Source organism: Corynebacterium sp. HMSC063G05 (assembly GCF_001810555.1).
Taxonomy (GTDB): domain Bacteria; phylum Actinomycetota; class Actinomycetes; order Mycobacteriales; family Mycobacteriaceae; genus Corynebacterium; species Corynebacterium jeikeium_D.
The window spans coordinates 35,493-54,560 of the sequence record NZ_KV801831.1 but is presented as its reverse complement, the minus strand read 5'-3'; the positions used below and the strand labels follow the sequence as shown (position 1 = coordinate 54,560).

The window sequence follows — 19,068 nt, the reverse complement described above, 5'->3', positions numbered from 1 at the left end:
AAGTCATGTTTCGCGTCTTCGAATCTCTTGATGAACTGGTCCAGATCCTAGAAGAGGCACACGGCGTGCCACTGTCGGCCAATTGTATGGTTCCGCGTCAGCGTGTTCTCGAGTTGCTCGATGAGCTGAGGGATGCTTTCCCGGCTGAGCTCGATGACGCGCAGGATGTCTTGGACCAGCGGGATGAGATTATCAACGATGCTGAAGCCCGGGCGAACAACACCATTTCGACTGCGGATGAAGAAGCCCATCGCATTGTCGACGAGGCCGAGGCCCGCGCTAACCACACCGTCGAGGATGCCAATGCCCACGCAGCTGGCACCGTCGCGGCCGCTGAGGACGACGCCCGTCGCCTCCGCGAGGATGCTCAGCACGAGTACGACAGCATTGTGGATCGTGCTTCTGCCGAGTCCGATCGCCTGATTCACGCTGGTAACGAATCCTACGAGCGTTCCGTTGCGGAAGGCCGCGAGGAGCAGGCTCGCCTGGTCGCTGAGTCAACGGTCGTCCGCGAAGCCAACGACGAGGCGAATCGTCTGCTTTCCGACGCACACGCGGATTCCTCTCGCCTCCGTGAAGAGTGTGACCGCTACGTTGATTCCAAGCTCGCCGAGTTTGAACAGACTCTCCAGGAGACCCTGCGTAATGTCGGTCGCAATCGCTCGGTACTGCGTTCGGGGGCCGGTGCCGTCGGCGGTGGTGCAGGGGCACAGAGCGCGCCGTCTTCCTTCTCCGAGGGGCAGGAACGCCGCCGGTACGAGCGTTAGCGCATCTTCGGGGTAGACTGAGGTCTATCATGACTGACTCATCCCCATTTGTTCTGGACGTTTCGACATGTCTGCAGGGCGGCATGCCCGAGCAGTTCCGCAAGGTAGGCGATAGCCCCGTCCGCGTTGGTGTCGAGATGATTGGCATCGCCGCTGGCGAGGAGGTTGTCGTTGACGGCATTGTCACGAACCTCGGCAGTGGTGTCATGGTTGACGCGACTGTGACTGCCAAGGCCACCGGCGAGTGTGTCCGCTGCCTAGCCCCGCTGAATCCGGAGCTCAGCTTCCACATTTCGGCTGTCTTTTCCAACAACGAGGACTTCATCACAGGCGACGATGCCGAGGAAGAAGACCTTGAGGACGAAGTTGGCCAGATCGTCGACAATACGGTGGATATCACTCAAGCCGTCATCGATGAGGCGGGCTTGAATCTGCCCTTCAATCCGACCTGTCTGGATTTCGATTCCAGCTGTGCTGAGTCGGACTCAGAAGTGCCGGAGCCAGACGGCATCTCGGGTGAAGAGGAGCGCATTGATCCGCGTTGGGCTGGCCTGGCGGAAAAGTTTGGCTCGCTCGGGGACGATAAGTAATCGACGACGACTTAGACGAAGACTTTAAAGGAGATATAACGGATGAGCCGCAAGCGTCGGCTAACCGGTGAAGCCGCTAGAAAGGCGGCCTTTGAGGCCGTCGATCACGCCCCGCTGCTGGAAAAACTCGGTGTTGAACTACCAGAGGAGTCCCTGAAGCTCGCTCTGACCCACCGCAGTTTCGCAAATGAAAATGGCATGCTGACCAATAACGAGCGTCTAGAGTTCCTGGGCGACGCCGTGCTGGGCATGTGCGTTGCTGAAGAACTCTACCGTCGCTTCCCGGACCGTGCTGAGCAGGATATTTCCAAGATGCGCGCAGGTGTCGTGAACATGTACGCGCTGGCTGACCTGGCCCGCAGTATCGGGTTGGGGGAGCACATTCTCCTCGGTCGCGGTGAGAAGGCCACCGGTGGCGCGGATAAGCACTCGATTCTCGCTGACACCACCGAGGCGCTGCTGGGTGCCATATACCTGCAGCATGGCTTTGAGGTTGCCCGCGAGACCGTGCTTCGCCTGTTCAACCAGATGATTGACGATGCCCCGACGGAGTCTCGCGGTCGGGACTGGAAGACGCTGTTGCAGGAGCGCCTGGCGGCCAAGCAACTACCGGCTGCCGAGTACACTGTGCGCACCACCGGCCCCGACCATGACCTAACTTTCTACGTCGACGTGCTGGTTGACGGCGTGGTTAAGGGCAGCGGTACCGGCGCCACGAAGAAGGAAGCCGAGATGCACGCCGCGCATCAGGCACATACTGCACTGGCATAATGCCCGAGCTTCCTGAAGTCGAGTCCGTACGCCGCGGTCTCGACACTTACGTCGTCGGTGGCCGCATCGACGATTCCTTCGTCTACAACGCTCGTGCCGTGCGGCGCCAACCCGGTGGTGCCGCAGAGTTTACCGGTCGTACGCGCGGGCGGACGGTTGTCGCTACGGATCGTCGTGGCAAGTTCATGTGGCTCACGCTTGACGACGACTCCGCAATCGCCATCCACCTGGGCATGAGCGGCCAATTGCGCGTGGAAGCTCCGTACACTCCCGATACGCTGCCTGGCCGTCACACCCGAGCCGCTTTCGACATCGCCCTGCCGGACGGCGCTCGGCACCTAATCAACTTCAACGATCAGCGCACCTTTGGTTGGGTCTGGGCCTGTGAAATGGTCGAATCCCATGGACGCGTGGTTCCGGAACCCGCAGCCAAGATCGCGCCCGATCTATTGGAGCCCACCGTCGATGTGGTTGCACTTGCACACCGCATGATGAAGTCGCGTTCACCGATCAAGGCCGTATTGCTCAACCAGAACATTGTGTCGGGTATCGGCAACATCTATGCCGACGAAATGCTTTGGGCGGCGAAGGTCGATGGTCGCGTGCCGGCGTGTGACCTTTCGGTCCGTCGTTTAGCGAAGCTTTTGCGCGAGGGACAATCCGTGCTCGAACGGGCGCTAGCGGCCGGCGGCACGAGCTTCGATGCGTTATATGTGCATGTCAACGGCGAAAGCGGCTATTTTGAGCGGAGCTTGAACGCCTATGGACAAGCGGGGGAGCCGTGCCCGAGGTGTGGGCGCGCAATTGTCCGTCTGCCATTTGGGAATAGATCGAGTTATCTGTGTCCCACCTGTCAGCGCTAGAATTTCCTTATGAGTTTCATGGAGCAAGCAACCGACTGGGTAAATGCTTGGAATGACAAGTACTGGCTGCTCATGATTGTTCTGCTGATTGGTACAGGTTTGTACTTCTGTTGGCGGACCATCATGGTGCAGATCCGGTACATCCCGGAGATGTTCAGGGCCATCACTGAAAAGCCCTCTGATATTTCTGAGGGCGTCAAGGGCATCTCGGCCTTTAAGGCCTTTACAATTTCGGCAGCCTCACGCGTGGGTACCGGAAACGTCGCAGGTGTGGCGGTGGCGATCACCACCGGTGGCCCTGGCGCGGTGTTTTGGATGTGGCTGCTCGCCGCGATTGGTGGCGCAACCAGCTTCGTGGAGTCTACGCTGGCACAGCTGTACAAGGTGCGGGATAAGGACTCTTACCGAGGAGGGCCCGCGTACTACATCACCAAGGGGCTGGGAGAGAACTGGCGCTGGATGGCGTCGCTCTTCGTCATCGCTATCACGGTGACCTACGGTTTTGTGTTCAATGCGGTGCAGTCCAACTCAATCACGGCGGCTGTGGCTGAGTCGACTGGTCAGGGAACGCCGATCTTTAAATTCTGCGTCGGCATTGTGCTGGCAATCTTGGCCGGCGTCATCATCTTCGGTGGTGTGCAGCGCATTTCGGCGGTGACGCAAATTGTCGTACCGATCATGGCCGTGGCCTACATCATCCTCGGTCTGATTGTGCTGGCTCTCAATATCACTGAAGTGCCGGGCATGATCAAGCTCATCTTCGAGCACGCCTTCGGTATCCGTGAGATCGCTGGTGCCGCTGTCGGTACCGCCATGATGCAGGGTATTCGCCGTGGTCTGTTCTCCAACGAGGCCGGTATGGGTTCCACACCAAATGCGGCGGCTACGGCGTCGGTGTCGCACCCGGTCAAACAGGGCCTCATCCAGACGATGGGCGTCTACTTCGACACCTGGGTCGTCTGTACTATCACCGCAGTTATCATCCTGTTGTCCGATCCGACCTTCGGCGGCGATGCGGAGGGCACCGCGTTAACTCAGGCTGCGCTGTCGGCGCAGGTGGGTACGTGGGCCATCCACGCGGTCACGGTTATCATCTTCTTCCTCGCGTTCTCCTCGCTGGTGGGTAACTACTACTACGCCGAGGCGAATATCCCGTTCCTGTCAAAGAGCAAGGCTGTCCTGAACACCGTGCGTGTCCTGGTCATCCTGTGCGTGATTGGCGGAGCTGTCGGTTCCGTGCCGCTCGTCTGGTCGCTTGCAGATACTTTCTCCGCACTCATGGCCACCATCAATATCATCGCCATTCTGCCGCTGGGCGGCGTAGCTGTCGCCCTACTAAAGAATTACTCCGAGCAGAAGTCCAAGGGGCTTAATCCGGTATTCCACCGCGATGATCTGCCTAACGTCCGCGGCCACGACAAGATTGAGTGCTGGGACGGTTCCGACCCGATGACAGTGCGTGAGTCCGATGTTGCTTAACGACGTCCGCCTCACCGCGTGGGTACACGGTCGTGTTCAAGGTGTTGGTTTTCGCTGGTACACCCGCGCGACGGCTCTGGAGTTGGGGTTGGTTGGTTACGCCCAGAACTACCCGGATGGTCGGGTGTTAGTTGTTGCTGAAGGGCCACGGGCAGACTGTGAGAGTTTGCTCGCTTGGCTTGAGGGGCCGAATACTCCGGGCGATGTGACGGCAGTGGTGCCGTTATGGCAGGAACCGAAGGGTGCATTGAGCACGTTTGACCGTCGTTAAGCGGGTGCCAACTGCCTTCCTCCCCCCCATGTCGGTGTAGGAATCCGAAAAATTCGAATACGTTCTATCCCTCGCTCTATGTCATTGTTTTTGCGCAGTTGGCGGGGGATTTTTCGTGTCTTGAGGTAGTCGATTGGTGCGTTGTAGAGGTCTCAGAGCGCTAAAAACCTACGCAACCGGGAAAAAGAATACGTAAATACGAAAGGCGAGTGGATTAAGTTAATAACTACCTACTGACAGGCAGGGGAGGCACATATGACGCCTGAAGAAGTAATTGCACAGTCTGGAAACTCAGCGTGGATGCTGATTTCGGCTTCGTTGGTTTTGCTGATGACACCGGCGCTCGCGCTGTTCTATGGCGGCATGTCGCGACAGAAGTCGGTGCTCAACATGATGATGATGATGATGAGCTTTGGTGCTGTCGGCGTTGTCGGTGCCATTTACGTGCTGTGGGGCTGGTCGATGTCCTACGGATCGCAGTCGATCGGTGGTGTTTTTGCCAACCCATTCGAGTTCTTCGGTCTGCGTAACTCAATCACGGATGGCGACGGCAACTACATTGCGAGTGCGAACGGTTACCCAAACATCATCGACATTGGGTTCCAGCTCACGTTCTGCTCGATTTCTGTAGCGCTGATCTCTGGGGCGCTGGCCGAACGCGTGAAGTTCTCCACCTGGTTGATTTTCGTCGGCTTCTGGACGACGCTGGTGTACTTCCCAATGGCCTTCATGGTCTGGGGCGGTGGCCTGCTGAGCCACTCGGCAGAGGGGCTGTCGGCAAAGCTGTTCGGTACCGCTGACGGTGAAGCATTGATCGCTCCAATTGACTTCGCTGGCGGTACGGTTGTGCACATTGCTGCTGGTACTGCCGCTTTGGTGCTGGCGATTATCGTCGGTAAGCGCAAGTCCATCGATGGCAGCCAGCATCGCCCGCACAATCTGCCACTCGTCATGCTGGGTGCTGCACTGCTGTGGTTCGGCTGGTTCGGCTTCAACGGCGGTTCGGCATTTGCGGCCGACGGTGTCGCTGGTCTGGCATGGCTGAATACGACGGTGGCAGCGTGCGTGGGGATGCTCGGCTGGATTTCACTCGAGCGTATTCGTGATGGGCATCCCACCTCGCTGGGCGCCGCTTCGGGTGTCATCGCAGGGCTTGTGACTATTACTCCGGCCGCAGGAGATATGAACCCAGTGACCTCAATCATTCTGGGCTATATCGGCGGTGCGCTGGGTTGCTGGGGAGTGGGCTTGAAGTACAAATTCAACTTCGATGACACCCTGGATGTGGTTGGTCTGCATCTGGTTGCAGCTATGTGGGGAACGATTGGTGTTGGCCTGCTGGCTAATGATCGCGGACTGCTTACCGGCGGTGGCATCGACGGCCTGAAGTTGTTTGCCATCCAGGTCATTATTGCTGTCGTCGCAGCGGTGTTCTCAGGCGTGCTGACGTACATCATTGCCCGAGTCCTGAAGGCAACCGTCGGTTGGCGTATCCACGGCGAGCAGGAGCATTCTGGTATCGACGTCGCTCAGCACGGTGAGTCGGCCTACGCGTCAACTAAGCAGGCAGTGGTGTAAACAACGCTGTGTAAACAATCTTGTGTAACAGGGTGCGTGCTTGGGGTAATTCAGCTCCAAACCGTAACTACGGGTAAGATATTGCCCCATGTATTTGAAATCGCTGACTCTGAAGGGCTTTAAATCCTTCGCTTCGGCGACGACGATGAAATTCGAGCCCGGCATCTGCGCAGTTGTCGGCCCGAATGGATCTGGTAAGTCGAATGTCGTCGATGCCCTCGCGTGGGTTATGGGTGAGCATTCCGCCAAGACCCTCCGTGGCGGCAAAATGGAAGATGTCATCTTCGCGGGAACCTCCGGGCGAAAGCCTTTGGGGCGCGCGGAGGTCACTCTTACCATCGACAATTCCGATGGGGCACTTCCCATTCAATATAAGGAAGTCTCTGTCACGCGTCGCATGTACCGCGACGGCGCAAGTGAGTACGAAATCAACGGTTCTCGCGTCCGCCTCATGGATGTCCAAGAGCTCCTCAGCGACACCGGCATTGGCCGCGAGATGCACATCATCGTCGGCCAGGGTCGGCTTTCGCAGATTCTGGAGTCGCGGCCAGAGGAGCGTCGTGCGTTTATCGAAGAAGCAGCGGGTGTGCTCAAGCACCGCCGCCGCAAGGAGAAAGCGCAGCGCAAACTCCAGTCGATGCAGGCCAATCTCGACCGTCTGCAGGATCTGACAGGTGAGCTTGCCCGTCAGCTCAAACCGCTGAAGCGTCAGGCTGAGGCCGCCTCTCGCGCCCAGACTGTGCAGGCAGACCTGCGCGACGCCAAGTTGCGTTTGGCTGCCGCGGACTTCGTGGATTTGCAGGACAGCCTCAATGACATTGCTGGTCAAGCCAAGCTCATTGAGGAAAAGGTGGAGGCCGCCACGGAGCGAGCCGAGATTGCCGCTGAGCGCACTGCAGAACTCGAAGCCGAACTGGAGGACATCACTCCAGCTGCCGATGCTGCCCGTGATTTGTGGTTTCGTCTCTCCGCACTCGGTGAGCGTATTCAAGCGACGGCCCGCATCGCCGCCGATCGCGCGGCCGACCACTCCGTCGCTCCGTGGGTAGGCCCAGACCCGGACTTCCTGGAGCAGCGTGCCGACGACGCCGCCACCGAAGAAGCCACGCTCGCTGAGGCTGAGGCAGAGGCCCGCGAAAAACTGGAGGAAATCCGCGAAACGCTCTTCGATGCCGAGGAGACTTTCCGCGAAGCCGAAGCGGAGCACCTCGCGGCCGTTCGCGCAATCGCCGACCGTCGCGAAGGCGTGGTTCGTCTCATTTCCGCAGAAGAATCTCTGCGCACCCGCTTGGAAGCCGCCGAGGCCGAAGCTGCACGCCTTGCCGAGCAAACCAATGAGGCCGACGAACGCCGTGCCGATGCCACCGAAGCTGTGGAAAACGCCGCGCAGGAGCTAGCCGAGGCAGAATTCGAAGGTCCCGAGCTGCAGAGTGCTTATGAACAGGCCAACCGGGAAGCAGAGCTGGCCTCTACACGGTTGAAAGAACTCCGCGCTGACGAGCGCGACCTCGAGCGCAGCGTCTCAGGTCTGTCCGCCCGCATCGAAGCTCTGGAGACCGCCCGCACCGCCGCTGCCAACGACGGCACCGCGTGGCTACGTGAAAAACACGAACTCGGCGTTCTCTCTGAAGTCATCGATGTCGACGCTGGCTGGGAAAAAGCGCTCACTGCCGCCCTCGGCGCGGCCGCCGAAGCACTGGTCAGCGAGGGCAGTGGAGATTCGCTTATCGACGAGCTTGTGGCCACGGGCAAGGGCAGTGCCGTTGTTATCAATTCTGCGGATGCATCCGACTCTTGGCGCTTGGACATCACTCTGCCCGCACAGGCATCCTGGCTGCTCGATCATGTGACAGTGCCCGCGGAGCTTTCGGGTTCGTTGACCTCTCTGCTCGTTGACGTCGTGGCCTGCGACGACGAGCACGTCGCCCGTGAGCTGGTGACCCAGGATACTCGACTGCGCGTTGTTGACCGCGATGGTGTGCTGCGTGGCTCTGGTTGGGTAGCTGGCGGTGCTGGTGGCACTGCATCAGGTGTGGAAATCGCCGCCGACATTGCTAAGACTCGCGAAGAACTAGCAGAAGCACAGGTGCGTTTGAGTGACCTCGGTGGTGTGCTCTCCGGTGCACAGGCCGAAGAAGAGGACCGCCGCACGGACGCGGCGGCCGCCCGTGCTGCGCTGCGTGAACACCAGAGTCGTATGAAGGTCCTCACGGATGCCCGAACTCGGGCCACAGCGCAGCTGTCCGGCGTGGTGCATGATGCCGAACGCGCTGAGCAGCGCGGAGCCGAAGCCGCGGACCGAGTAACGAAGCTCCAGAAGGAGTTGGCGGTGGTCGCAGACCGCTTAGCTCGCGTTGACCGTGACCCCGAGGAGGGGGAACCGTCGACAAGCGAACGTGACCGTGCCTCGGAGGCGCTGACGGCTGTGCGCGCCATGGAAACAGAGGCGCGTCTGTCGCTGCGTACGGCAGAGGAGCGACTGTCGAGTGTACGAGGCAAGGCCGAGCGGCTCCGTCGCCAGGCTGCATCGGAGCGCGTAGCGAAGGCCCGCCATGAGCAGGCGCAGATGGCGAAGGTTGCCCAGCGCGAATTGGCAGAAGTTGTCGCGGAGCTGGCTGAGGATTTGCATGCGAAGGTCAACGTGTCGTTGGCGCGGGCAGAGGCCGATCGCGACGATGCCGAGGCGCAGAAGAAGACAGTGTCGCAGGCACTATCAGCGGCCCGGACGGAGGCAAATGCGGCGCAACGTGAGCTGGCACAGCTAACGGATTCCGCGCACCAGGGCGACATCGCCCGTGCGCAGGCGCAGGTCCGCGTGACCGAGGCTGCAGAGCGCATCGTCGACCAGTTGGGGCTGTCTGTCGATGACCTGCTCGCGGACTTTGCTCCTGATGAGAACTTCGACCGCGCAGCCGTGACGAAGCAGCTCAAACAGGCGGAGAAGGATCTGCGTGTGCTCGGCCGCGTCAACCCGTTGGCGCTGGAGGAGTATAAGGCGATGGAGGAGCGCTACTCTTTCCTATCCACGCAGCTCGATGATGTCCTCAAGGCCCGCCAGGACCTCACCGATGTTGTCGAGGAAGTCGATGCCACGATCCTGCAGCTCTTCACAGACGCGTGGAACGATGTCGAGGCAGAATTCCCCGCAGTCTTTCAAACGCTTTTCCCGGGCGGCGACGGACGACTGGTTCTCACCGAGCCGGACAACCTGCTCACGACAGGTATCGAGGTTGAAGCCCGCCCGCCGGGCAAAAAGGTTAAGCGGCTGTCGTTGCTCTCCGGCGGCGAGAAGTCGCTGACGGCGCTGGCAATGCTCGTCGCTATTTTCCGCGCGCGCCCGAGTCCCTTTTACGTACTCGACGAGGTGGAAGCCGCGCTTGACGACGTTAACCTGCGTCGCCTTATTGCGCTGCTCGAGGAACTCCGCGCGACCAGTCAGCTGATTGTCATTACGCACCAGAAGCCAACAATGGACGTTGCGAATGTGCTCTACGGCGTGACCATGCGGGGCGATGGTGTGACTCGAGTAATCTCGCAGCGAATGTCACCGGCATCCGCAACTCCGTCGACAGGAGCGGAGTAAGCGCGGAGTAAGTGAGGAAGAGTCGTTGATACTGCATAATGAGAGTTATGACTCCAACTCAGTGGATACTCCTTGTCGTCGCGATTGTCGTTATTATCGCGCTGCTCTTTGTTGTGGGCTATGTCCGCAGGAAGAACCAGCGCATTTCCTTTGCGAAGGAAGATACTAAGGAACTCACCCAGCAGGAGAAGTCTGGAAATTACCAGGCCACTAGTGGTTTTAACTTCGCTCCGGCCGGTGGTGGGACTGATACCCGCGAGAAGCAGCCGGTTGAAAAACCGATGCCGAAACCGGCGGAAAAGCCGATTGAAAAGCAGGCCCCGGAGCCAGAGGAAAAGCAGGCTGATATACCTGCCGATCAGCCGGACGGTTCACTGCTGAAACCAGAAGGTCGACTGGTTATTCCGGATAACCCCACCGAAATGGAGGGGGATTATGACCGCGTAATGCGGGAAATCCCAATCGATTTGCCAACGGCCGGGGAAGAGGAATCAGAGCCCGAGCCGGAACCACAACCAGAGCCCGAAGCAGAGCCTGAGGTAGAGGTAGTTCCTGCTCCTGAACCGGAGCTGGAGCCGGAGCCGACTCCCGAACCAGAACCGACGCCAGAGCCGGAGCCGGAAGCTGCGCCGGAGCCGACGCCAGAGCCAGAAGCAGAACAGCAGATTGACTCCATCGACCCGGCTGAGGGACGTCTGGGCCGCCTGCGCGGTCGTCTGTCACGGTCGCAGAATGCAATTGGCCAGTCTGTGCTCGGCATCTTGGGCGCGGGTGACCTTGATGAGGACGCGTGGGAAGAGGTTGAAGACATCCTGGTTATGGCTGACCTCGGTGCGGCTGCGACGCAGCGTGTCGTCGATAAGCTGCGCGAGCGTATTGCCAGCCAGAAGGTGAGCACGGAAGAGCAAGTGCGCGCCCTGCTGCGTGAGGTGTTGATTGAGGAGTGCAAGCCTGAGATGGACCGCTCCATCCGCGCACTTCCGCACGAGGGCAAGCCCGCAGTGATTCTGGTAGTCGGTGTCAACGGCACAGGTAAGACCACGACGACGGGCAAGCTGGCTCGTGTACTGGTCGCCGGTGGCCACCGTGTTGTTCTCGGCGCAGCGGATACCTTCCGTGCTGCTGCAGCCGACCAGCTGGAGACCTGGGGGCGACGCGTTGGCGCGGAGACCGTTCGCGGCGCTGAAGGCGCCGATCCTGCTTCTATTGCATTTGAGGCAGTTGCTCACGGTATCGAGTCCGGCGCTGATGTGGTGCTCATCGACACCGCCGGCCGCCTGCACACCAAGGTCGGTCTGATGGACCAACTGGACAAGATTAAGCGCGTGGTGGAGAAGAAGGCTCAGGTTGACGAAGTCATCCTGGTTTTGGACGCGACGGTTGGCCAAAATGGTCTACTGCAAGCTCGTACGTTCCGGGATGTAGTAGACATCACCGGCGTTGCCCTGACCAAGCTGGACGGTACCGCGAAGGGCGGCATTGTATTCCAGGTGCAAAACGAGCTCGGTGTGCCGGTGAAGTTGGTTGGCCTTGGTGAAGGTGCTGACCACCTGGCGCCGTTTGAGCCGGAGAGCTTCGTAGACGCACTGCTCGGCGGCCGCAAATAGTAACTAACATCGATGAGTGAATTTTCCATCGATTGGTGAGTACAGCGTCGCCCGTTGCCCCCGGCAAAAATAAAGGCCTCGGAGCCACCGCGTAGATTTCTGTAGAGGATACGCGGGGCTCCGGGGCCTTTAATGTTGAGGTGCTAGGAATCTAGCGGAGAGTTGTGCTAGGAATCCTTAGAATTCTTGCGTGCGAGGCGGGTAGCTGCCACGCCACCGACCAAGAGTGCAAGAGCGGCACCGCCGAGGGCAGTCGCCTGAACACCAGTGACTGCTAGCCCAGTGTTCTTGGTCCCGGTTTGCTTACCGTCATTCTTAGGGGTGTCGGGCTTGTCGCCTGGATTTTCCTCCCCAGGATTCTCGTCCTCCCCGGGCTGTTCGTCACCTGGGTTTTCATCGTCGCCCGGAGCGTCATCGCCTGGGTTCTCATCGTCGCCCGGAGTTTCGTCATCGGAGGTCGGACAGTAGCCGTAGACTCCGGTTGCCGGGTCGATCTTGCTCATATCACGCGGGGAACCGTCGGGGCACGTTGCGGTGTCATCAACTCCCGGCGGAATTCCGTCATTTTCTGGGGCATCTTCATCAGGCTCCGGAGTTGGGCCGGAATCATCTGAAGTGCCACAAGCACCGTAAGCCCCGGTTGCCGGGTCAATCTTACTCATGTCACGCGGGGAACCGTCGGGACAGGTCTGGGTGTCCTCAACGCCCGGTGGAATGCCATCGTTCGATGAACCTCCTGGATCCGGATTTGCAGCGTCATCTACACACTGGAAAGTACCGCCAACATTTTCAAAATGTTGACCGGCGGGGCATTCCGACGGGGCGGGGTCAGGAATCTGTGCGGTGGCGGCGCCAACGCCGATGAGCATGCCGGCTGAAGCGGCAGCGGCCACCATGGTCGAAGAGAGCTTCTTCATTTGGAAACCTCACAATGTCTATAGGAAAGCCCTGCAATCAAAGGACTTAAGGGGGAACACTGTTCACACTTTTGATTCGAATAACTAATTACAGTCTTTGGTGGTATGGGTTTGGGAAGGGGGGGGGTAAAGAGAAATTGTTGACTTGTCCAAACCCCAGTAAGGGGAAGTGGGAACTTATATTTACAACGCTGAGTGTGTACACCCGTTGTGGGTAGGGCGTTTATAGAACCAGTCACTGTCGACTCGGTAGGGGGCTTTTCTGTCTTCGCTAGCGAAGCGTGGTACCTGATTGTGTCGGGTGGTGAAAGGTGGATGGGGCGTAGAGGTTCGGTAAAAAATCGGTGCCTGTGAGGTTTTATGCTTCGGGCTATAGGAGCTATGACTTTTCGGAGGTATGGCGCACAAAAATGCTCCCGATGCTAAATAGGCATCAGGAGCATTTTATGTTTCGTTACCGGGGTAGAACCCCAAGCTTCTTAGCGGTTCTTGCGGGCGATGCGGGTAGCGGCGACACCGCCGACAAGGAGAACCAGAGCGGCTCCGCCCAGGGTGGTGGCGTCAACGCCGGTGGCTGCCAGGCCAGTGCTCTGAGTCGAAGAAGCCTTCTTGGACTCCGAGGTATTCTGCTCAGACTTCTTGGAGTCCGAAACCTTCTTTATATTCTCGGAAGAGGTCGTCTTCTTGGACTCGGAAGCCTTCTTCTCGGCCTTTTCCTTGGCCTTCTTCTCTTCCTTCGTGCACTTGTTTTCGTTCTTGCACTCAGCAGAGATCTTGATGTCAACGTTTACCTTGACATCCTTGCCGTCCTTGCCCGGCTTACCGTCCTTGCCGTCCTTGCCTGGCTTCTCGGTGTCCGGCTTGTCCGTGCCTGGCTTGTCAGTGTCCGGCTTCGCCTCGTCCTTGACGCAGACACCGAAGACATTCGGGTTGCCTGGAACTGGCTTGCTCATGTCGAAGTGCTCGCCCTCCGGGCACTGCTTATCAGAAATGCCTGGGTTTCCGGGGTCGCCCGGCTGGGACTCATTGTCGCCCGGTGTTTCGGGCTTAGGAGCTTCCTGGTCCGCGACGCACTGGAAGGTTCCGCCGACGTTCTCAAAGTGCTGGCCGTCTGGGCACTTGTCCGGCATTGGGGCCGGAATTCCGTCAGTGGAATCCTGCTCAGGCTGGTCTGCGACGCACTGGAAAGTGCCTCCGACGTTCTCAAAGTGCTGGCCGGCGGGGCACTCGGTCGGCATTGAGTCCGGAATCTGTGCAGTAGCGGTGCCTGCGCTTGCAATCATGCTGGCGGAGAAGGCAGCGGCGGCGATAGCCGTGGTGAACTTCTTCATGAAAACCTCTCAAGGAGTCAAACGGTCAGAGACCAATGAATATGATTTCGCCGTTCATCCCTCATCGTGCACGGCGGAAAATAAAACCAGGCCAACTGCGGTTAACTAGGTTCATGATTAACCATAAACTGGTTGATATATGAACGGTATTGGAGGTAGTTATAGGAATAACATCAGGTGCGCAGTGGCGTGCTTTGACCTGCTGCAATGCCGCCGGTTTGCTATTTGGCTTACACCATTCCGGGGGAGGTTCTTACTAAGGGTGGCCTTAGCAAAAGCTAGCCACTGGCGTTATCTTTCTGTTACCTAGCTGGTGGTAACTGGGTTGGATAAACGTTCTTTATGCAGTAGGGCATTCATATCTGGAGGCTCGTTTAATTGTCACATTAAAATAACGAACAGTAATCTAACGTCCTTGAGTACAAAAGAGCTTCATCCTATTGCTATTTCTTACTTCCTATTGGTTACACCCGAATCGGGGCATTTAGGGTGGGTGGGCTGCAATCGTTGTCGATAGGCGAAGCTGTAGATATGTGCCAAATGGAGTATCCAGCGGGTACGGTAGAACAGTTAAGAAAAAACAAGGCAAAAGGGGAGCTGGAAACTTGTTTGAGTCTCTTTCCGATCGTTTGACGGGTGCCCTGCGGGGGCTGGGCGGGAAGGGCCGCCTGACTGAGGCGGATATTAACGCCACCGCCCGCGAGATTCGGCTGGCTCTTCTGGAAGCCGATGTCTCCCTCGAGGTTGTCCGTACCTTCATCAAGCGCATCAAGGAACGCGCTAACGAAATTATTGGCAGCCAGACTGTCAACCCGGCAAACCAGATTATTGAGGTCGTCAATGAGGAACTGATTAACATCCTCGGTGGCGAGACTCGACGGCTGAATATGTCGAAGCAGCCACCAACGGTTATCATGCTGGCCGGTCTGCAGGGCGCTGGTAAGACCACCTTGGCCGGTAAATTGGCCAGGTACCTCACGGATCAGGGGCACACCCCGGTCCTCGTCGCCTGTGACCTGCAGCGTCCGGGCGCGGTGCAGCAGCTGGAAATTGTCGCTGAGCGTGCAGGCGTGCCGTGCTTCGCACCGTTCCCGGGCACCAGCCTCGATTCCACCCATGAAATGGGCACCAGCGAGGACAATCCAGTTGACGCCGCGTTCCGTGGCCTCGCTTATGCTCGCCAGCATCGCCACGATGTGGTGATTATCGATACCGCAGGTCGCCTGGGTATCGATGAGGTTCTGATGAAGCAGGCCCGCGACATTCGCGATGCCATCAACCCGCATGAAGTTCTGTTTGTCATCGACTCCATGATTGGTCAGGACGCGGTAGAGACCGCCAAGGCCTTCCGAGACGGCGTTGACTTCACCGGCGTTGTACTGACCAAGCTCGATGGCGACGCGCGCGGTGGCGCTGCACTGTCTATCCGTGAGGTCACCGGTAAGCCGATTCTGTTCGCCTCCACGGGCGAGAAGTTGGAGGACTTTGACGTCTTCCACCCAGACCGTATGGCCAGCCGCATCCTGGGGATGGGTGACCTAAAGACGTTGGTTGAGGTCGCTTCCAAGGAAATCGATCATGAGCAGGCTGCCAAGTCCGCCCAGAAGATTGGTTCCGGTGAGCTGACTCTCGAGGACTTCCTCGAGCAGATGATGATGGTCCGCAAGATGGGCCCAATCGGCAACATCCTCAAGATGCTCCCCGGCGGCGCGGAAATGTCCAAGGCCGCGGAAATGGTCGACGAAAAGCAGCTTGACCGCATCGAGGCGATTATCCGCGGTATGACTCCGGAAGAGCGCGAGAATCCGAAGATTCTGAATGCTTCACGACGTCGTCGTATCGCCAACGGTTCCGGTGTGTCCGTTTCAGAGGTTAACCAGCTCATCGAGCGTTTCAATGAGGCGCGGAAGATGATGGCGCAGATGGCCGGCCGATTTGGTATGGGCGGTGGTCGCCCATCGAACCGCAAGGCCAAGCGTGGTCGAAAGGGCAAGGGCAAGAATAAGCGCAAGGGCGCTAACCGTGGTCCAACGCCGCCGAAGGCAATGCGCGGTGGCGGAATGCCCGGTATGCCTGGAATGCCAGGTATGCAGGGCATACCGGGTATGCCTAGCATGGCTGAACTGCAGAAGCTGCAGAAGCAGATGGGTAATCAGCTGCCAGAAGGTATGGAGGACTTTGACCTCAACAATCTCGACTTCGGACAGGGCAAGAAGTAGCGGGGACTAGAAGTAGCTAGTCCCGCAGAGCCTTCTGAATCTGGCGGTCCATTTCAGGACTGAAAGTGGCCGCTAGTTCATCGGTGATGTGATTGCTGTCGCGGTAGACGTAGATATTGCCAATAACTTTACGGCAGGTGGTCGGACCGCAGAAGATGTCGGAGAAATCTAGACTGTGCCCGTTGGGGAAGTTCGCAAGAATCTCCTCAGCGGGATTTTCTGCATTTAGGGCAGTTTTGCGGTGGATAGTGCAGTCTTCTTCCGCTTCTTCGCATACGCTGGGGGAGAATTGGTCCAAGTCCTCCCGTAGCGCCCATGGGTTATCGCGGATGGCGAAGAAATCAATTCCGCGTTCTTGTAGAGCAGCGAAAAACGAAACGTAACCATCCGGTGTGTAGTCGCCGGGCTGCGGTGGGTCCGCCTGGAACAGGGGTCTGGTTGAAGTGGTGAAAACCATCTCTGGCTGAATCTCGTCAATTTTCTGCAGAGCCTCGAAAGTCCAGGCCACGCAGATATCGCCGACTCCGTGGATCGGTTCTAAGGTCGCTGGACAGCCTTGTCGGAGAAGAACCACCACTCGGTACCCGTTGTTTTTGCCGTAGGCATCAATCGGGGCAAACCAATGTTCCATGTGCGAGCCGCCGACGATGACAATCGAGTCACTAGCATCTGGATCACCGTAGACACACGGCTGGGTCTCATCGCGCCAACGGCGATTCGGCGGGAAGTATCCGACGTCCTCACCGCCTGTCGCAAGGCAGCCATCGAGGGCAGGTTCCGGCCAAAGGTCCGTGATGAAATCGGTATTCGGCTTTGTGGCTGCCTTGGGGACCTCGTACCCGTCGGTAAGCGCGAGTGCACCTGGATAGACCTCTGGATCTAGGCTGGTGGCGGAGGCGCGATCGACGCGCACCTGTTGCACGTTGACAAGGCTGGACATGCCGACCAACGCAATGACGACAACAGTGCCGACTGCCGCTAGACGACGAGCCGGGCGACGATGCTTCATTGCGTGGATTGCATCGCCGACGACGGGCTGAGTCCGGGTCGGTCGGCGAGTCGATTGAGCCAGCGGCAGCTCGACATACTTGTTGGTGAGTTTGGCCAAAATAAAGGAAACGACGATCACTGCGGTGCCAAGCTTCAGCCCCGGAGTATCGCGGTTGAGGTAGTTTATGGCCAGGATGAGAAGAGGCCAGTGCCACAGGTAGAGCGCGTAGGCGCTCTGGCCTACTTCGCGCATTGGGCGGCTGGCCAGGAACTTGGAGATCCAGCCCGCCTCAGGGCCGGCGATAATAATCAGCGCAGCACCACCGAGGGGCCATAGGGTCCAAGGGCCTGGGAACTGTGCGGCGCCGTCGAAGATGAAACCGGTGGAGACTACCAGTGCGAGGCCGATGCTGGCTAACAGCACTCGAAGTGGCTTGGGCATGGGGATGGATCCCCGGACAAGAATCAGTCCGAGTAGTGCGCCGAGGCAGAGTTCCCAGAGGCGGCTGACAGTGGAGTAGTAGTTCCACCCCTGGTTCTCGGAGTGCATATAGAAGGCATAGGCAATCGAGCCGAGAGTGATAACTGCCAGCAACGGAGTGAGGATTCGGCGGAGTTTACCGCCGGTAGCGTCGGTGCGCTTCGCCTCCACCGGTGAGGTAACCGCGCCGACAATCTGGGGTGAGCGCGTCATCCAGGCGAGTAGGGAGATGAGCAAAATGGAGCCGAGATAAAACTCGCCCTGTACCGACATTGACCACAGGTGCTGCAGTGGGGAGGTTTCGCTCTCTGCGGCTGCGTAGTCCGAGCCCTGGAGTGCCAGTTCATAATTTTGGTAGTAGAGCAGGCTGGCGCGGAGTTGCTGGGCAATGTCGATCGTGCGAAGCGATGGAATGAAGTAAATGACAAACAGGGTTGTCGCAAAGAGGACCAGCACTAGTGTCGGGATTAGGCGACGCAGCGTGCGCCAGATGCTCCACCATGGATTGATGGACTGCCGGGGATTGATGGCATTGCGGTACTGCGCGCCGAAGAAGAAAAACCCGGAGAGCAAGAGGAATACGTCCACACCACCGGAAACGCGGCCGACGTAAACATGGAAAAGGACTACGAGGGCAATCGAAATGCCCCGTAGTCCGTCCAAGTCATACCTATATTGGGTGCCGGTGGTTTTCATAGAATGTTACGTTACCGCACTGTCAACGACGTTCAGCTTTAGTGGGTATGCAGCGTTTCGAGTGCGCAGTTTTGTTAATTTCCAAAAACTGCTGGTAACATACCTCGAGTTGTCTCAATGAGAATCCTCAGCTGAGGCACGACTGCGAATTCATCGGATCCGGCCACGGCCGCCCGGTGGTCACGCGCAGTGTAAATATCCCAAGGGCAAAACCGGTCCGAGGCACTTCGTTAGTAATTACTCGTGAGCTCGGATGCATAAGTATTGTCCAGTGACATAGAAGAAAGAGGAACTCCTCATGGCAGTCAAGATTAAGCTGCAGCGCCTGGGTAAGATTCGTACTGCTCAGTACCGCGTCGTCGTTGCTGATGCTCGTACCCGTCGCAACGGTGCGGTCATTGAGAACCTGGGCATCTACCAGCCGAAGGAAGAGCCGTCGATCATCAAGATTGACTCCGAGCGCGTTCAGTACTGGCTGGGCGTCGGTGCACAGCCGACCGAGCCGGTTCTGGCTCTGCTGAAGGTCACCGGCGACTGGCAGAAGTTCAAGGGTCTCGAGGGTGCAGAGGGCACTCTGAAGGTTGCTGAGCCGAAGCCGACCAAGCTCGAGCTGTTCAACAAGGCTCTGGAAGAGGCCAACAATGGCCCGTCCGCTGAGGCCATCACCGCTAAGCGCCGCGAGGCCAAGGAAGCAGCTAAGGCTGCTAAGGAAGCTGAGGAGGCCGCAAAGGCTGCCGAGGCTGAGGCTGCTGAGTCCGAGGCTTCCGAGGACGCCGAGTAATAAGGACGCTGAGTACGCCGCTTAGCTAATCCGGGCGCTACCTTATACTTCAAGACGAAGTGTTGGGTGGCGCCTTTTTGCTTTACGCGGGGTGTTTTACAGAGCCTTTATAAGAGAGGGAGTGTGCGCGTGTCGGTAGCTGAC

14 protein-coding genes are annotated in these 19,068 nt (G+C 58.4%); 11 read left to right on the top strand and 3 right to left on the bottom strand.

The window, feature by feature from the left end; all coding sequences use genetic code 11:
- Positions 1 to 5 precede the first annotated feature (5 nt).
- The 9 genes from HMPREF2751_RS00715 (at position 6) to ftsY (ending at position 11,509) form a co-directional block, all read left to right on the top strand.
- Positions 6 to 767: an SPFH domain-containing protein gene (locus HMPREF2751_RS00715; RefSeq protein ID WP_049171555.1), complete on the top strand. Its 762-nt coding sequence runs from the start codon at positions 6 to 8 to the stop codon at positions 765 to 767.
- Positions 768 to 796: 29 nt separating this feature from the next.
- On the top strand, positions 797 to 1,357 hold the full coding sequence (locus HMPREF2751_RS00710; protein ID WP_070595147.1) for a YceD family protein: 561 nt from the start codon (positions 797 to 799) through the stop codon (positions 1,355 to 1,357).
- 42 nt (positions 1,358 to 1,399) lie between these two features.
- Complete coding sequence (gene rnc, locus HMPREF2751_RS00705) at positions 1,400 to 2,128, top strand: ribonuclease III (protein WP_038628630.1); 729 nt, start codon at positions 1,400 to 1,402, stop codon at positions 2,126 to 2,128.
- Positions 2,128 to 2,991 (top strand): bifunctional DNA-formamidopyrimidine glycosylase/DNA-(apurinic or apyrimidinic site) lyase, encoded by an 864-nt coding sequence (mutM, locus tag HMPREF2751_RS00700; RefSeq protein WP_070595145.1) that lies wholly within the window; start codon positions 2,128 to 2,130, stop codon positions 2,989 to 2,991. Before rnc ends, mutM begins: the two co-directional genes overlap by 1 nt.
- A gap of 18 nt (positions 2,992 to 3,009) precedes the next feature.
- Positions 3,010 to 4,470, top strand: coding sequence for an alanine/glycine:cation symporter family protein (locus tag HMPREF2751_RS00695; protein WP_070595161.1), 1,461 nt, complete (start codon positions 3,010 to 3,012; stop codon positions 4,468 to 4,470).
- Complete coding sequence (locus tag HMPREF2751_RS00690) at positions 4,460 to 4,741, top strand: acylphosphatase (protein WP_049171546.1); 282 nt, start codon at positions 4,460 to 4,462, stop codon at positions 4,739 to 4,741. The genes HMPREF2751_RS00695 and HMPREF2751_RS00690 overlap by 11 nt, the downstream gene beginning before the upstream one ends.
- 255 nt (positions 4,742 to 4,996) lie before the next feature.
- Positions 4,997 to 6,319: an ammonium transporter gene (locus HMPREF2751_RS00685; protein ID WP_070595143.1), complete on the top strand. Its 1,323-nt coding sequence runs from the start codon at positions 4,997 to 4,999 to the stop codon at positions 6,317 to 6,319.
- An 88-nt stretch (positions 6,320 to 6,407) separates the two neighbouring features.
- Positions 6,408 to 9,902: a chromosome segregation protein SMC gene (gene smc, locus HMPREF2751_RS00680; protein ID WP_070595141.1), complete on the top strand. Its 3,495-nt coding sequence runs from the start codon at positions 6,408 to 6,410 to the stop codon at positions 9,900 to 9,902.
- Positions 9,903 to 9,949: 47 nt separating this feature from the next.
- Positions 9,950 to 11,509, top strand: coding sequence for a signal recognition particle-docking protein FtsY (gene ftsY, locus HMPREF2751_RS00675; RefSeq protein WP_049171536.1), 1,560 nt, complete (start codon positions 9,950 to 9,952; stop codon positions 11,507 to 11,509).
- Between the two features lie 167 nt (positions 11,510 to 11,676).
- Here the strand turns inward: ftsY and HMPREF2751_RS00670 are convergent, their stop codons facing one another.
- On the bottom strand, positions 11,677 to 12,426 hold the full coding sequence (locus tag HMPREF2751_RS00670) for a hypothetical protein (protein WP_048735495.1): 750 nt from the start codon (positions 12,424 to 12,426) through the stop codon (positions 11,677 to 11,679).
- Between the two features lie 479 nt (positions 12,427 to 12,905).
- On the bottom strand, positions 12,906 to 13,757 hold the full coding sequence (locus HMPREF2751_RS00665; protein WP_070595139.1) for a hypothetical protein: 852 nt from the start codon (positions 13,755 to 13,757) through the stop codon (positions 12,906 to 12,908).
- A gap of 605 nt (positions 13,758 to 14,362) precedes the next feature.
- Between HMPREF2751_RS00665 and ffh the strand changes: the two genes are divergently transcribed.
- On the top strand, positions 14,363 to 15,976 hold the full coding sequence (gene ffh, locus HMPREF2751_RS00660) for a signal recognition particle protein (RefSeq protein ID WP_049189530.1): 1,614 nt from the start codon (positions 14,363 to 14,365) through the stop codon (positions 15,974 to 15,976).
- Positions 15,977 to 15,992: 16 nt separating this feature from the next.
- On the opposite strand, the gene HMPREF2751_RS00655 is transcribed toward ffh, so the two are convergent.
- A complete protein-coding gene (locus HMPREF2751_RS00655; RefSeq protein WP_070595137.1) occupies positions 15,993 to 18,143 on the bottom strand; it encodes an acyltransferase family protein in 2,151 nt (716 codons plus the stop codon).
- A 298-nt stretch (positions 18,144 to 18,441) separates the two neighbouring features.
- Here HMPREF2751_RS00655 and rpsP point away from each other — a divergent pair, with 298 nt between their 5' ends.
- Positions 18,442 to 18,924 (top strand): 30S ribosomal protein S16, encoded by a 483-nt coding sequence (rpsP, locus tag HMPREF2751_RS00650; RefSeq protein WP_038628648.1) that lies wholly within the window; start codon positions 18,442 to 18,444, stop codon positions 18,922 to 18,924.
- Positions 18,925 to 19,068: the final 144 nt, after the last annotated feature.

Bases quoted from the DNA above. Each gene is read 5' to 3' on its own strand.
- HMPREF2751_RS00655 (WP_070595137.1), bottom strand. From the start codon at position 18,143: ATGAAAACCACCGGCACCCAATATAGGTATGACTTGGACGGACTACGG.
- smc (WP_070595141.1), top strand. From the start codon at position 6,408: ATGTATTTGAAATCGCTGACTCTGAAGGGCTTTAAATCCTTCGCTTCG.
- HMPREF2751_RS00685 (WP_070595143.1), top strand. From the start codon at position 4,997: ATGACGCCTGAAGAAGTAATTGCACAGTCTGGAAACTCAGCGTGGATG.
- HMPREF2751_RS00695 (WP_070595161.1), top strand. From the start codon at position 3,010: ATGGAGCAAGCAACCGACTGGGTAAATGCTTGGAATGACAAGTACTGG.
- HMPREF2751_RS00670 (WP_048735495.1), bottom strand. From the start codon at position 12,426: ATGAAGAAGCTCTCTTCGACCATGGTGGCCGCTGCCGCTTCAGCCGGC.
- HMPREF2751_RS00715 (WP_049171555.1), top strand. From the start codon at position 6: ATGTTTCGCGTCTTCGAATCTCTTGATGAACTGGTCCAGATCCTAGAA.
- mutM (WP_070595145.1), top strand. From the start codon at position 2,128: ATGCCCGAGCTTCCTGAAGTCGAGTCCGTACGCCGCGGTCTCGACACT.
- HMPREF2751_RS00665 (WP_070595139.1), bottom strand. From the start codon at position 13,757: ATGAAGAAGTTCACCACGGCTATCGCCGCCGCTGCCTTCTCCGCCAGC.
- ftsY (WP_049171536.1), top strand. From the start codon at position 9,950: ATGACTCCAACTCAGTGGATACTCCTTGTCGTCGCGATTGTCGTTATT.
- rpsP (WP_038628648.1), top strand. From the start codon at position 18,442: ATGGCAGTCAAGATTAAGCTGCAGCGCCTGGGTAAGATTCGTACTGCT.
- rnc (WP_038628630.1), top strand. From the start codon at position 1,400: ATGAGCCGCAAGCGTCGGCTAACCGGTGAAGCCGCTAGAAAGGCGGCC.
- HMPREF2751_RS00690 (WP_049171546.1), top strand. From the start codon at position 4,460: ATGTTGCTTAACGACGTCCGCCTCACCGCGTGGGTACACGGTCGTGTT.
- HMPREF2751_RS00710 (WP_070595147.1), top strand. From the start codon at position 797: ATGACTGACTCATCCCCATTTGTTCTGGACGTTTCGACATGTCTGCAG.